The organism is bacterium, from assembly GCA_035308905.1.
In the GTDB taxonomy this organism is placed as follows: domain Bacteria; phylum Sysuimicrobiota; class Sysuimicrobiia; order Sysuimicrobiales; family Segetimicrobiaceae; genus DASSJF01.
The window spans coordinates 1-14,179 of sequence record DATGFS010000075.1; the positions used below are offsets into that span (position 1 = coordinate 1).

Genomic DNA, 14,179 nt, shown 5'->3' on the forward strand with positions numbered 1-14,179 from the left:
AGGAGACCTATAACAACGTCCGGCCGCACCAGGCGCTCGGCTACCTGACTCCGAACGAGTACATCCGCCGCTGGAAGGCGGCGCAGCCTGCCACACGCTCATGAGGAGGCAAAGTCTTTCGGATCTACTGGACCAGTACAGCGCCGTGACAGCGGCCCTTCTGCAATCGTAGAATAGGCGTGGTGACCGTGCCGCGTTGGAGCGGCGGTCAAGTGGAACAAATATAGGAAAGAGTACCTTCGCGCGCCACAACGGCCTCCGGGAGCAGATCATGTCGACCAGCACGCAGGCCACCGATCAACTCTGCATCAATACGATCCGGACCTTGGCGATCGACGCGGTGCAAAAGGCGAACTCCGGGCATCCGGGCGCGCCGATGGACGCTGCCCCGATGGCCTATCTGCTCTGGACCCGGCACATGCGCTACCATCCCAAGAATCCCGACTGGCCCGACCGCGACCGGTTCGTGCTCTCGGCCGGCCACGCGAGCATGCTGCTCTACAGCATGCTGCACCTTACCGGATACGATCTCACGCTCGATGACATCAAGCGATTCCGCCAGTGGGGCAGCCGCACGCCCGGCCACCCCGAACGCCACTGCGCGCCCGGGGTCGAGGTGAGCACCGGACCGCTCGGCCAGGGCGTGGGGAACAGCGTTGGCATGGCCATCGCCGAGCGGTGGCTCGCGGCGCGGTTCAACCGGCCGGGACACACGATCGTCGACCACCGCACGTACGTCATCGCGAGCGACGGCGACATGATGGAAGGCGTCGCTGCGGAGGCGGCGTCGCTCGCCGGGCATCTCCGGCTCGGTCGGCTGATCGTGCTCTATGACGCGAACTTGGTGAGCCTCTCCGGGACGACGTCGGTGACGTTCAGCGAGGACGTCGGCCGCCGGTTCGACGCCTACGGCTGGCACGTGCAGCGCGTCGCGGACGGCAACGATCTCTCGGCGCTCGACGGCGCGATCGAAGCGGCCAAGGCCGAGCTGTCGAAGCCGTCGCTGATCGTCGTGCGCACCCACCTCGGCTTCGGCAGCCCGAACAAGCAGGACACGTTCAAGGCCCACGGCGAGCCGCTCGGCGAAGACGAGGTCAAGGCGACCAAGCGCGCGTACGGGTGGCCGGAGGACAAGACGTTCTACATTCCCGACGAGGCGCTCGCGGTGTTCCGGCGGGCGGTGCCGCGCGGGGAGGCGCTCGCCGCGGAATGGCAGCACCGCATGGACGCCTACCGGCAGGCGCTGCCGGACGCGGCCCGCGAGTTCGAGCAGGCGCTCGCCGGGCGGCCGGCCGGCGGATGGGAATCCAAGCTTCCGTCGTTCAGCGCGGCGGACAAGCCGATGGCGACCCGCGAAGCGTCCGGCAAAGCCATGAACGCGATCGCCAAGGCGGTGCCCACGCTCGTCGGCGGGTCGGCGGACCTCGACCCGTCGACATTCACGCAGCTCAAAGGCGAGGGCGACTTCGAAAGTCCGGATATGCCCCACGACGGCGTGCAGGGCGACTCCGGCGGCCCCTGGGGGTATGAAGGCCGCAACGTGCACTTCGGCGTCCGCGAGCACGCCATGGGCGCCGCGCTCGTCGGCATGGCGGCGCACGGAGGCCTCCGGCCGTACGGCGCGACGTTTCTCGTCTTCTCCGACTACATGCGCCCCAGCGTGCGCCTCGCCGCGCTGTCACACCTCGACGTCCTCTACGTATGGACCCACGACAGCGTCGGGCTCGGCGAGGACGGACCGACGCACCAGCCGATCGAGCACCTGCCGAGCCTGCGCGCGATCCCGAACCTCGTGGTGCTGCGGCCCGCGGATGCCACGGAGACCGTCGAAGCCTGGCGCGCGATGCTGCGGCGCACCGGCGGTCCGACCGCGCTCGTCTGCTCGCGGCAGAAACTGCCGGTGCTGGACCGCCAGGCGCTCGGGCCCGCGTCCGGCGTGGCGCGGGGCGCGTACGTGCTCGCCGAAGCGGACGGCGGCGCCGCTGGCGGCGGCCGGGGTCCGGAGCTGATTCTGATCGCCACCGGATCCGAGGTCGCGCTTGCGCTCGAGGCGCATCAGCGGCTCACGGCGGACGGCGTCCGCAGCCGTCTGGTCTCGATGCCGTCGTGGGAGCTGTTCGAGGCGCAGCCCGAGACGTACCGCGATCAGGTGCTGCCGCCGGACGTGCGGGCGCGCGTAAGCGTCGAGGCCGCGGCGTCGTTCGGGTGGGACAAATGGGTCGGCCCGGAGGGCGCGATCATCGGGATCGACCGGTTCGGCGCCTCGGCGCCGGGCCCCACGGTGCTGAAAGAACTCGGCTTTACCGTCGATCACGTGGTCGCGGCCGCGAAGGCCGCGCTCGAGCGGACGCGCACGATGGCCCAACCGGCCGGACCCCCCCGCGCAGCCGGGGTGACAGGGGAGGCATGACGATGACCGACAGCACAGGCGGCAAGGCGGGCCGCGCCCGCGACGCGATTCGCGAGCTGCTCGACGCGGGGCAGAGCGTGTGGCTCGATTACATTCATCGCGGGATCCTCAAATCCGGCGAGTTCAAGCGGATGGTCGAGGGCGGCATCCGGGGCGTGACGAGCAACCCGACGATCTTCGAGAAGGCGATCACCGGCAGCCACGACTACGACGAGCAGATTTCCCGCCTCGCCGCGGACGGGAAGAGCACGACCGAGATCTACGAGGCGCTGGTCGTCGACGACATTCGCGCGGCGGCGGATACGCTGCGTCCGGTGCACGACGCGACGGGCGGGGCGGACGGGTTCGTCTCGGTCGAGGTCTCGCCGCTCCTCGCGCACGACACCGAGGGGACGATTCAGGAGGTCCGCCGCTGGAACACCCTAATCGGCCGGCCGAACGTGATGGTGAAGATCCCGGGCACCGCGGAAGGCTTCCCGGCGATCGAGGAGATGATCGCGGAAGGCCGCCACATCAACATCACCCTCCTCTTCTCGATCGACGCCTACCGCAAGGTGCAGGAGGCGTATCTGCGCGGCCTCGAACGGCGGGTCGCCGCCGGCCAGCCGGTCCACCAGATCTCGTCGGTCGCGAGCTTCTTCGTGAGCCGGATCGACACCGAGGCGGACAAGCGGCTCGAGGCCCGGGCCGCGGCCGCGCCGCCGGAACAGGCCGAAGCGCTGCGCGCTCTGCGCGGCAAGGTCGCCGTGGCCAACGCCAAGCTCGCGTACCGCCTGTTCCAGGAGACTTTCGGCGGCGCGCGCTGGAAGGCGCTCGCCAGCCGGGGCGCCCGCGTGCAGCGGCCGCTCTGGGCCAGCACCAGTACCAAGAACCCCGCGTACCCTGACCTGCTGTACGTGGAGACGCTCGTCGGCCGCGACACCATCAACACGCTGCCGCCGCAGACGATCGAGGCGCTGCGGGATCACGGGCGCGTGGCGCCCGACGCGGTGACCCAGGGTGTTGACGAGGCGGACCGCGTGTTCGCGAAGCTGCACGAGCTGGGGCTCAGCATCGACGCGATCACGCAGGCGGTGCTCGACGCCGGCGTGCAGGCGTTCGCGGACTCGTTCAACCAGCTGATGAAGGCGATCAGCTCGCGGGGCCAGGACGTGAAGGCGGGAGGGCGCCGATGAAGCTCGGGTTCGTCGGGTTTGGACGGATGGGCGGCAACATGGTGACCCGGCTCCTGCAGCGCGGGCACACCATCTCGGTGTTCGCGCGGCGGCCCGAGGTCCGGGCCGAGGTGAAGGCCAAAGGGGCGACCCCCGCGGCGTCGATCGCCGAGCTCGTCGGGCAGCTGCAGCCGCCTCGGATCGTATGGATGATGGTGCCGGCGGGCGACGCGACCGAGCAAACGATCGCAGAGGTGACGCCGCTGCTTGCGCCGGGAGATATCGTCATCGATGGCGGCAACTCCAACTACCGTGACTCGATCCGGCGGGCCGCGGCCGCCAAGGCGAAAGGCATCCATTATATCGACGTCGGGACGAGCGGCGGCATCTGGGGACTTCAAGTTGGTTACTGCTTGATGGTTGGAGGTGACCCGGAGCCGGTCAAGATGGTCGAGCCGGTGTTCCGCGACCTCGCGCCCGAGGACGGGTATCTGCACGCCGGGCCGAACGGCGCCGGCCACTACGTGAAGATGATCCACAACGGCATCGAGTACGGGATGCTCCAAGCCTACGCGGAAGGCTTCGCGATCCTGCATCAGGCGCCGTTCCGGCTGGATCTCAAGGCGATCAGCACGCTGTGGAACCACGGCAGCGTCGTGCGCTCCTGGCTGCTCGAGCTGGCGGAGCGGGCGTTCGCCGACGATCCCAATATGGAGACGATCCGCGGCTACGTCGAGGATTCCGGGGAGGGCCGGTGGACGGTGCAGGAGGCGATTGACCGCAACGTCCCCGCGCCGGTGATCACGCTGTCGCTGCTGCAGCGGCTCCGCTCGCGGGAAGAAGAAGACTTCGGCGACAAGGTGATCGCGGCGCTGCGCAAGCAGTTCGGCGGCCACGCCGTGAAGCCGAAGAAGTAGCGCCCGGATGAGCACGGTCTCGACGCCGTTCGCGCTGCGGGAAGGCCTGCGGCTGCGGCGCACGCCCGATCCATGCGCCGTGGTCATTTTCGGCGCCACCGGCGACCTCACGCAGAAGAAGCTCATGCCGTCCCTCTACACGCTCGCGCGGCTCGGGATGATCCCGCCGAACCTCGCGATCGTGGGGGTCGCCCGGCGGCCCAAGACCGACGAAGTCTTCCGGGCCGAAATGGCCGAGGCGATCCTCGGCGCCACCCCGGACGCGGGCAGGCGCGCGTTGTTGGACGCGTTCGCGCAGGGACTCTTTTACGTACAGGCGGAGTTCCACGACGCGGAGGGCTACGCAAGGCTCCGCGCGACACTCGAGCGTGTGGACCAGGAGCGGGGGACCGCCGGCAACCGCCTGTACTACCTCGCGACCGCGCCGGAGTTCTACGGCGACATCATCCAGCAGCTGGACCGGCACGGCCTCGTCGATCGCGCGGGATCGAGCCGCGGGGACGGGCGGCGGCCGTGGACGCGCGTGGTCGTGGAGAAGCCGTTCGGGCGCGATCTCAAGAGCGCGCAGGCCCTCAACCGCACGCTGCTGCGTGTCTTTCGCGAGGGACAGATCTACCGGATCGACCACTACCTCGGCAAGGAGACGGTGCAGAACATCCTGGTCTTCCGGTTCGCCAACGGCATCTTCGAGCCGCTGTGGAACCAGCACTACATCGACCACGTGCAGATCACCGTCGCGGAGTCCGGCGGCGTCGAGGAGCGCGCCGGGTACTACGAGACCGCCGGCGTCGTGCGGGACATCGTGCAGAACCACATGGTGCAGCTGCTGACCCTCGTCGCCATGGAGGCGCCGGTCGCGTTCGAGCCGGACCAGGTGCGCGACGAGAAGGTGAAGGTGCTGCGGGCGGCGCGCCGGTTCACCCCCGACGACGTGCAGTCGGAGGTGGTGCTGGGCCAGTACGCGGCCGGGGTGGTCGGCGGCGAGGACGTGCCGGGCTACCGTGCCGAGCCCCGCGTCGCCCCGGCGTCCCGAACGCCCACGTTCGCGGCGATGCGTCTGTTCCTGGACAGCTGGCGGTGGGCGGGCGTGCCGTTTTACCTCCGCACCGGCAAACGCCTTCCGAAGCGCGCGACGGAGATCGCCGTGCAGTTCAAGCAGGCGCCGCTGCCGCTGTTCCCGGAGGGGGGCCGCGAGCCCAATCTCCTCACGCTCAACATCCAACCGGACGAGGGCATCGCGCTCCGGTTCATCGCGAAGGCGCCCGGCACGGCGATGAGCCTGCGCCCGGTGAACATGGGCTTCCAGTACGGCACCGCGTTCGGCGGCGAGGAGCTGACCGCGTACGAGCGCCTGCTGTTGGACTGCATGCTCGGCGATCCGACGCTGTTTACGCGGCGCGACGAGGTCGAGTCGGCGTGGGAGCTGTTCGAGCCGGTCCTGGCGTCGTGGGAGAAGTCCGACCCGCCCCCTCCGGTCGTGTTGTACGAGGCCGGCACGTGGGGCCCGGACACGGCGCGGAAGATCATCGAGCGCGACGGCCGGAGGTGGCGCCGGCTGTGAGCGAGACCCGCGTCGCCGGCGCTCCGGAACGGGTAGACGTCGGGGCGATCGAACGGGAGCTCCATCGCCTGTGGTCGTCGCTCGACGGAGAGGGGGCCGGCGGGACCGCCGTCGCCCCGGTCACGCGGATCTGCACGCTCACGCTGCTCGCCGTCGTGCGGGAGGGCCGCGTCGCGGAGGCCGCGGCGATTGCCGAGCGGCTCGGCGCGCGGTATCCGTCCCGCAGCATCGTCCTCGATCTGACTCCCGGCGCCGGCGACCGGCTGGCCGCCGAGATCGCGTTGAACTGCCATGCACCCGGCTCGCCCCGCCCCACGGTGTGCTGCGAGCAGCTTATCGTCTCAGCATCGGGCCGCAGCCTCGCACGCGTGCCCGGCCTCGTGCTGCCGCTGCTGGTGCCGGACCTGCCCGTGTACGTGTGGTGGTCCGGCGATCTGCCGTTCGCTCCGCTGCCGGCCGCGACGAACGTAGAGCCGGCGTCCTCCGAGCCGGAGGCGGACGTGCTGCGCCGGCTGGCGGAGGTGGCGGACGTGCTGATCGTCGACTCGTCCGCGATGCGCCGTCCGGCGGCCGGGCTCAGGGCCGCGGTCGCCCTGGCCGCGCCGCTCTCCGGCGGCCTGCGGGATCTGACGTGGGGCCGGCTGACACCGTGGCGCGACCTCGTCGTGCAGATCTTCGACCCGGCGCCGATGCGGCAGGCCCTCGAGCGGCTGGACCGCATCCGCATCCGGACCGAGGCCGGGGCGGATGCGGGTTCGGCGGAGCCGGCCGATCCCATCGCCGGGCTCCTGCTGGGCGGCTGGATGGCGGGCCGCCTCGGGTGGGAGCCCGCCGGTCCCGCGCGCCGCGAGGGCGGAGTGCTTCGCGCATTGTTCTGGCGCGACGGCGGCGGGCTCGAACTGAACGTCGAAGGCGGCGCGGGCCCGGTGCTGTCGATCGATTGCACGGCGGGCGGCGCGGAGCCGTGCGCGGTCTCGTTGACGCGTCAATCGGCGGGCGAGTCGTCCGTGCGGATCGAGACCCGCCTTGGCCGCGGCCGTCCCCGCACGACCGCCGCGGGGCTGGCGCTCGCGGACGATGCGGCGCTCATCGGCGCCGAGTTCGAGGTGTCCGGGATCGATCACGTACTGCGCGAAGCGCTCGAGATCGTGCTGCGCGTGACGGAGGGATCGTCGTGACGGCGGCACCGGACGTCCTGGTGTTTCCCGATCCGGCGGCCGTCGCGGCCGAGGCGGCGGAGCGGGTGTCGGCGATCTGCGCGCGCGCGGTGGCGTCGCGCGGCGCCTGCGCCGTAGCCCTGTCCGGCGGCGAGACGCCGAAGCGGCTCTACGCGATACTGGCGTCGGACGCGTACCGGCGGCGCGTACCGTGGGAGCACCTCGAGGTGTTCTGGGGCGACGAGCGCTGCGTTCCGCCGGACGATCCACGCAGCAACTACCGCGTGGCGCGTGATCTGCTGCTTTCGAAAGTCCCCGTGCCGCGGGAGCACGTGTACCCCATGCCGGGGGACACCCCGGACCACGAGGCCGCGGCCGCGGCGTACGAGAAGACGCTGCGCGCGCAGCTGCCGCGCACCGCCGACGGCTGGCCGCGGTTCGACCTCGTGCTGCTCGGGCTCGGGGACAACGCGCACACCGCCTCGCTCTTTCCGCACAGCGCCGTCCTCCGCGAGCGTGAGCGCGCGGTCATCGCGGAGTTCGTCGAAGACGCCGGGATGTGGCGGATGACGTTGACGGCCCCGGTGCTGAACCGCGCGGCCGAGATCCTGTTTCTCGTGGCGGGGGGCACCAAGGCGGACGCGGTGCGGGCCGTGCTCGAAGGGCCGGCCGATCCTGACGACGTACCGGCCGCGCTTATCCGGCCCGTCGACGGCCGGGTGACATGGCTCCTGGATGCTCCCGCGGCATCCCGCCTGACCCGGATCCATCCGGCCGCAGGCGCCTGATCAGATAGACGGTCGTCCCGCGCCGGTCCTGCTCGATCCGTACGGAATCCGCGAACTGCCGCATCACGTACATTCCCCGCCCGGTCGACGACAGGGGATCGGCGGGCAGCCTGGCCTCGGGGACGTGCCAGCGGGGGCCGGGACTGGTGACGGCCACGACGACGCGGTCGCCGCGGGTCATCAGCTCCACCATCACGGCGTCTGTTTCGGTGACGGCGGAGTCCACGTCGCCGGCGCCGGAGACGACGCCGTCGCGGGATACCGTTCCGGTTGCACGGGGGCCGCCGTGGATCACGGCGTTCGTGACGGCTTCCCCGACGGCGACGAGCAGCTCGTTGATCGCGCCGGACGGCATGCCGAGACGCTCAAGCCGCGCCGCGAGATAGTGCCGCGCCCGGCGGGGCGTCGTTGCTTCCCTCGGCAGCGTTACACGTTCCATCAAGGCCACAGCCGTTCATCCTAGCTCCCCCAGCGCCGTCAATCATCAATGTATTTTACCCTCCTGTTGCCTGCCTGCCCCGTACGGGTGTTCGCCGCAGGGTTTTGCCCGCGTGGCGCGCGAATACTGCTGGACGATTGGTGGGGGAGGTGTTGCCTCGATGTGGCGTGGCAGCAGGTGGGGGGCGTTCGTTCTAGTCGTACTGCTCGCCGCCGGACCCATGGCGTGGTCGACAGGACCGGCCAGGGCGGCGGCGCAGACGCTGCGCATCGGATACTCGACGTGGGTCGGCTACGGCCCGCTCTTTCTGGCGCGCGACTACCGGTTCTTCGACGAGGCGGGCGTGAACGTCGAACTCATCAAGATCGAGGACCCGAAGCTGCGCTTCGCGGCCCTCGCCGCCGGCAGGCTCGACGGCCTGGTCACCACGCTCGATACGGCGGCCCTCAACTGGAAGCCTAACTTCCAGTTCCAGTCGGTGCTCGGTCTGGACGACAGCAAGGGCGGCGACGGCATCGTGTCCGTCGACACGATCAAATCGATCAAGGATCTGCGCGGCAAGCGCGTCGCGTACAACTATGGGTCGGTGTCGCAGTTTTTCCTGAGCGTGCTGCTCCGGCAGAACGGGATGACCGAGCAGGACCTCAAGTCCGTCAACATGCAGCAGGACGACGCCGGCGCCGCGTTCGTCGCGAGAAAGGTGGACGCGGCCGTCACTTGGGAGCCGTGGCTCTCCCGCGCAAAGCGGGCGCCGCACGGCCACATCCTCGTTGACAGCAGCACGACCCCGGGCTTGATCGTCGACGTCTTGCTGTTCCGCCGCGGCATCATCACGGATCATCCGGACGCGGTACGCGCGACGGTCACCGGCTGGTACAAGGCGGTCAACTACTGGAAGAAGAACCCGGCCGACGCGGACCGGATCATGGCGAAGGCCGTGGGCGGCTGGCTCAAGGACGTGAAAACGTTCCAGGAGACCCTGGACGGCGTGCGCTACTATGACGAGGGCATCAACCGCGAATACATGGCGCCGGGCGGCCAGATCTACGTCACGGCGCAGAACGCGATCGACATCTGGAGTTCGCAGGGCAAGATCGCCACAAAGATCGCGGCGGGCGATATCGTCAACAACTCGTTCGTGCTCGCGAAATAAGAGGCACACTCTGAGGGGGCCGGCCGCGGCGCCGGCCCCTTCGTCTCCGGTTCCGCCTCGGAGGTCTCCGCGCTGACCGTCGCGCAGTCCGGACCCATCGTCCGCCGCGGCGGTCTGCGCGGCCTCTCCGAGTACCTGCGCCCGCAGGAAGCGATCCCCCGCCGGACCTATCTCGGCATCCTCATCGCGAGCGCCGGCGGCCTCGTCGCGGTCTGGTGCGCGCTGAGCTACAGCGGGCTCGTCGACCCGCTCTTTCTGCCGTCGCCGACGGCGATCGTCCGGTCGGGCGTGGAGATGATCGCAGACGGTAGCCTGCTGCAGAACGCCGGCGCCAGTCTCTACGTGATCGTGACCGGGTGGGCGCTCGCGGTGGTCACGGGCGTGCCGACCGGCATCCTGATGGGTTCCTTCAAGGCGGTCGAGGCGCTGATCGAGCCGGTGATCGACTTCGTCCGCTACCTGCCGGTGAGCGCGTTGATTCCGCTCTTGATCCTCTACATCGGCATCGGGACCTCCGAGAAGATCGCGGTGATCTTCATCGGTACGTTCTTCCAGTTGGTGCTCCTTGTGGCCGACGTCGCGGCGCACGTGCCGCGCGAGCAGATCGACGTCTCCTACACGCTCGGCGCCTCGCGCGGGCAGGTGATCCGCCGGGTGCTCCTGCCGGCGACCCTGCCCGGCGTCATGGACACGCTGCGGATCACGATGGGCTGGGCATGGACCTATCTCGTGGTCGCCGAGATCGTCTCGGCGGACCGCGGCCTCGGCTACTTGATCCTCAACTCGATGCGCGGCCTCTTCACCGACCGCATCTTCGTCGGTCTCTTCACGATCGGCGGGCTCGGATTGGGGTTCGACCTCCTGTTCAAGTGGCTCCATCGCCGGCTGCTGCCGTGGTCGCCCAAAGCGTAGGCGGCGGCCTCAAGCTGTCGCTGCGCGACATCAGCGTGGCGTTCCGGGCGCGGGGCGGCGGCGAGATCACCGCGATCGACCGCCTGTCGCTCGACGTCGCGGATCGCGAGATCGTCAGCATCGTCGGGCCGAGCGGCTGCGGCAAGAGCACGCTGCTCCGGCTCATCGCGGGGCTCGTGCCGCCGACGACCGGGGAGATCCGGCTGGACGGGCATGTCGTCGCCCTTCCCGGGGCCGACCGCGGGATGGTGTTCCAGTCCTACACGCTCTTCCCGTGGCTCACCGTGCAGGGCAACGTGGAGTTCGGGCCGCGCATCCGCGGCCGCGACGCGGCGTACTGCCGGGAGGTCGCGGCGCGGTTCATTCAGATGGTCGGGCTCGCGGGGTTCGAGCACGCCTACCCGAAGGAGCTGTCGGGCGGGATGATGCAGCGGGTGGCGATCGCGCGCGCGCTCGCGAACGACCCCGAGGTGCTGCTGATGGACGAGCCGTTCGGGGCGCTGGACGCGCAGACGCGCGTCTTCATGCAGGAGCTGCTGCTCGATATCTGGCAGAAGACGCCGAAGACGATTCTGTTCGTGACCCACGACATCGACGAAGCGCTGTTTCTCGGCGACCGCGTGTACGTGATGACGGCGCGGCCCGGCCGGTTCCGCGACGAAGTTCAGCTCGACCTGCCGCGCCCGCGAACGCTCGACATCACGATGTCGCCGGGGTTCGTCGAGGCCAAGCGCCGCGTCCTTCACATCATCAGGGAGGAAGCCGAAAAGACGATGGGGCTGGAAACGGGACTGTCGGGACAGGGCGGCTATCGCCGGGACGGAGGCGCCGGGTGACGGCGCAGCGGTTCGAGCCGCCGAACGCGTTTCGCTCGCCGCGGTTCGCGCAGCTCTCGACATTCATGCGCCTGCCGTACCAGCCCGATCCCGCGGGACTCGACGTGGCGATCCTCGGCATCCCCTTCGACGGCGGCGTGAGCTTCCGGTCCGGCGCGCGGTTCGGGCCGAAAGAGGTCCGCAACAATTCGCTGCTCATCCGTCCGTACAACCCGGTGCTCAAGACCTCGCCGTTCCGGCGCCTGCGGATCGCGGACTGCGGGGACGTGGACACGAATCCGATGGACATCCTCGACACCTACGGGCGCGTCGAGGCGGCGGTCGGCGGCATTCTCACCGCGGGCGCCCTGCCGGCCTGCGTCGGGGGCGACCACTCGCTGACGCTGCCGATCATGCGGGCGGTGGCGAAAGCGCGCGGGCCGGTCGCCCTCGTGCACTTCGACAGCCACCAGGACATGTGGGAGGAGTACTTCGGCAACCGGTACTTTCACGGTACGCCGTTCCGCCGCGCCCACGAGGAGGGCCTCTTCGACGGGAAGGCGGCCGTCCAGTTCGGGATCCGGGGCCCCGTGTACGACGAGGACGACTTCGCGTTCGGGGAGCGGCACGGCGTCACGGTGGTGCGCGCCGAGGCCATCCATCACGACGGGGTCGACGCGGCGCTGCGGCAGCTCGACCGCGTGCGCGGCCGCCCGGTGTACGTGTCGTTCGACATCGATTCGGTCGACCCGGCGTTCGCGCCGGGCACCGGCACGCCGGAGGTCGGCGGGTTGACGAGCGCGCAGGCGCTCGCGCTCGTGCGCGGCCTTGCCGGCCTCGACATCATCGCGTTCGACGTGGTAGAAGTATCGCCGCCGTACGATCAAAGCGGGATCACGTCGATGCTGGCCGCGAACGTGCTCTTCGAGCTGCTGTCGGTGATTTCGCTTAATCGCTAGCGAGCCGCTCGCCGGTTGACGTTCACTTGTTGTACTCGGCGGCCACCCGGGCCGGGTCCTCGAATAGGCGCGCGGTGATCGCGCCGAACAGGATGCCGCCGACGTGCGCCGCGTAGGCCACCCCGCCCGCGCCGCTTTGCGCGCTTGTCACGGCGCCGACGCTGATGAGCTGCAAGAGAAACCACAGGCCGATCAACAGAAACGCCGGGACGAAGGTGACGGTGAAGAAGAACCCGATCAGCAGCACCGTGCGAATCCGGTCGCGCGGGTACGTGATCAGAAACGCCCCCATGACCGCGGCGATCGCGCCGCTCGCGCCGAGCGTCGGCACGGTCGAGGCCGGTGCGAGCGCGATCTGGGCCAGGTTTGCGACCACCCCGCCGGCGATGTAGAACACCAGGTACCGCCCTGGGTTCATCGCGTCTTCGATTTCCGGGCCGAACACCCACAGAAACAGCATGTTGCCGAGGATGTGAGACCAGCTGCCGTGGAGGAACGTCGACGTCAGCACGGTGATCCAGTGGCGGCCGGCGAGGAAGTCCGCGGGGACAAGGGCCCACGTGTTCACGAAGGTTTCACCGTTGGCCAGTTCGAGGAAGAAGACGAGGCCGTTGGCGAGGATTAACATCAGCGTGAGGATAGGGAAGCGCAGCGGGCGGCGGGAGACGTCGCCTAACGGGATCATCTCGTGCCTCCTTCCATCGGCCGGACGATGCCGTGCCGGCGGGCCGCTTCCTGCGCTTCCGCGTAGCCCGCATCCGCGTGCCGCACGATGCCGATCCCGGGGTCCGTGGTCAGGACCCGCTCGAGCCGGCGCGCGGCGTCTGGGGTGCCGTCGGCGACGATGACCATGCCGGCGTGGATCGAGTAACCGATGCCGACCCCGCCGCCGTGGTGCACCGAGACCCAGGTGGCGCCGCCGACCGCGTTGAGGAGGGCGTTCAGGATCGGCCAGTCGGCGATCGCGTCGCTGCCGTCGGCCATCGCTTCCGTTTCCCGGTAAGGTGAGGCGACCGATCCCGCGTCGAGGTGATCGCGGCCGATTACCATCGGCGCGTGGAGCTCGCCCCGCGCGACCATCTCGTTGATCGCCAGCCCGAACCGCGCCCGCTCGCCATATCCCAGCCAGCAGACCCGCGCCGGCAGACCTTGAAACGGCACCCGCTCACCGGCGAGGCGGATCCACCGCGTGAGCGTCTCCTGCTCGGGAAAGAGCCGGAGCACGAGGTCGTCGGTCTTGCGGATGTCCTCCGGATCGCCGGAGAGGGCGACCCACCGGAACGGTCCGCGTCCCTCGCAGAACAGCGGGCGGACGTACGCCGGAACGAACCCGGGAAACCCGAACGCGCCGTCCACGCCGGCGTGCTGCGCCTGCGCACGGATGTTGTTGCCGTAATCGAAGACGACCGCTCCGCGGCGCTGGAAGTCGAGCATCGCCTCGACGTGGCGCGCGACCGATGTTTCGGCCCTGGCGACGTAGCCCTCGGGGTCGGTCCGGCGCAGCTCCGCCGCGGCGGCGGCGCTGAGGCCGTCCGGAATGTAGCCGCCGAGGAGGTCGTGGGCGGAGGTCTGATCGGTGACGACGTCCACCGGGACGCCGCGGCCGAGGATCTCGCGGTAGAGGTGTGCCGCGTTGCCGAGTAGGGCGATGGACCGGGGCCGCCGCTCGCGTACGGCCTGTTCGGCGAGATGCAGGGCCGCGTCCAGGCTCTGCGTCGACTCGTCCACCCAGCCGGCCCGCGCCCGCCGGTCGATGCGCGCGGGGTCGGCTTCCACGACGAGCGCCACGCCTTCGTTCATCGTGACCGCGAGCGGCTGCGCGCCGCCCATGCCGCCGAGTCCCGCGGTCAGCACGAGGCGCCCCCGCAGGCTGCCGTCGAAGTGCCGCCGCGCGAGCGCGGCGAAGGTCTCGTA

Annotated in this window: 14 protein-coding genes; 11 read left to right on the forward strand and 3 right to left on the reverse strand. The window is 69.9% G+C overall.

The genetic code is table 11. The annotated features are described in order from the left end of the window. From VKT83_19005 to pgl, 7 genes are all read left to right on the forward strand, one after another. Positions 1-104, forward strand: a 104-nt coding sequence (locus VKT83_19005) for an integrase core domain-containing protein (GenBank protein ID HLY24561.1), incomplete at its 5' end; no start/stop codon positions are given. Positions 105-271: 167 nt separating this feature from the next. Next, complete coding sequence (gene tkt, locus VKT83_19010; GenBank protein HLY24562.1) at positions 272-2,410, forward strand: transketolase; 2,139 nt, start codon at positions 272-274, stop codon at positions 2,408-2,410. Between the two features lie 2 nt (positions 2,411-2,412). Continuing rightward, a complete protein-coding gene (gene tal / locus VKT83_19015) occupies positions 2,413-3,585 on the forward strand; it encodes a transaldolase (GenBank protein ID HLY24563.1) in 1,173 nt (390 codons plus the stop codon). After that, entirely contained in the window at positions 3,582-4,481 is a 900-nt protein-coding gene (gene gnd, locus VKT83_19020; GenBank protein ID HLY24564.1) for a decarboxylating 6-phosphogluconate dehydrogenase, read from the forward strand. The genes tal and gnd overlap by 4 nt, the downstream gene beginning before the upstream one ends. Positions 4,482-4,488: 7 nt before the next feature. Next, positions 4,489-6,042, forward strand: coding sequence for a glucose-6-phosphate dehydrogenase (gene zwf / locus VKT83_19025; GenBank protein HLY24565.1), 1,554 nt, complete (start codon positions 4,489-4,491; stop codon positions 6,040-6,042). Further along, positions 6,039-7,220 (forward strand): glucose-6-phosphate dehydrogenase assembly protein OpcA, encoded by a 1,182-nt coding sequence (locus tag VKT83_19030; GenBank protein HLY24566.1) that lies wholly within the window; start codon positions 6,039-6,041, stop codon positions 7,218-7,220. The genes zwf and VKT83_19030 overlap by 4 nt, the downstream gene beginning before the upstream one ends. Next, positions 7,217-7,987 (forward strand): 6-phosphogluconolactonase, encoded by a 771-nt coding sequence (gene pgl / locus VKT83_19035; GenBank protein HLY24567.1) that lies wholly within the window; start codon positions 7,217-7,219, stop codon positions 7,985-7,987. The genes VKT83_19030 and pgl overlap by 4 nt, the downstream gene beginning before the upstream one ends. Here pgl and VKT83_19040 read toward each other — a convergent pair. Then, the gene (locus tag VKT83_19040) at positions 7,896-8,426 is read right to left on the reverse strand and encodes an ATP-binding protein (protein ID HLY24568.1); all 531 of its coding nucleotides are present in this window, start codon (positions 8,424-8,426) and stop codon (positions 7,896-7,898) included. The genes pgl and VKT83_19040 overlap by 92 nt on opposite strands. Before the next feature lie 220 nt (positions 8,427-8,646). Between VKT83_19040 and VKT83_19045 the strand changes: the two genes are divergently transcribed. The 4 genes from VKT83_19045 to speB all read left to right on the forward strand — a co-directional run bounded on the left by VKT83_19045 (position 8,647) and on the right by speB (position 12,265). Next, positions 8,647-9,579, forward strand: a complete 933-nt coding sequence (locus VKT83_19045) for an ABC transporter substrate-binding protein (protein HLY24569.1) — start codon at positions 8,647-8,649, stop codon at positions 9,577-9,579. A gap of 294 nt (positions 9,580-9,873) precedes the next feature. Then, the gene (locus VKT83_19050; GenBank protein HLY24570.1) at positions 9,874-10,491 is read left to right on the forward strand and encodes an ABC transporter permease; all 618 of its coding nucleotides are present in this window, start codon (positions 9,874-9,876) and stop codon (positions 10,489-10,491) included. Further along, positions 10,473-11,327, forward strand: a complete 855-nt coding sequence (locus VKT83_19055; GenBank protein ID HLY24571.1) for an ABC transporter ATP-binding protein — start codon at positions 10,473-10,475, stop codon at positions 11,325-11,327. The genes VKT83_19050 and VKT83_19055 overlap by 19 nt, the downstream gene beginning before the upstream one ends. Beyond that, entirely contained in the window at positions 11,324-12,265 is a 942-nt protein-coding gene (speB, locus tag VKT83_19060; GenBank protein HLY24572.1) for an agmatinase, read from the forward strand. Before VKT83_19055 ends, speB begins: the two co-directional genes overlap by 4 nt. A 22-nt stretch (positions 12,266-12,287) precedes the next feature. Here speB and VKT83_19065 read toward each other — a convergent pair whose 3' ends face one another. After that, positions 12,288-12,950, reverse strand: a complete 663-nt coding sequence (locus VKT83_19065; GenBank protein HLY24573.1) for a rhomboid family intramembrane serine protease — start codon at positions 12,948-12,950, stop codon at positions 12,288-12,290. Continuing rightward, a partial coding sequence (gene hutU, locus VKT83_19070) for a urocanate hydratase (protein ID HLY24574.1) occupies positions 12,947-14,179 on the reverse strand: 1,233 nt, incomplete at its 5' end. The genes hutU and VKT83_19065, both read right to left, overlap by 4 nt.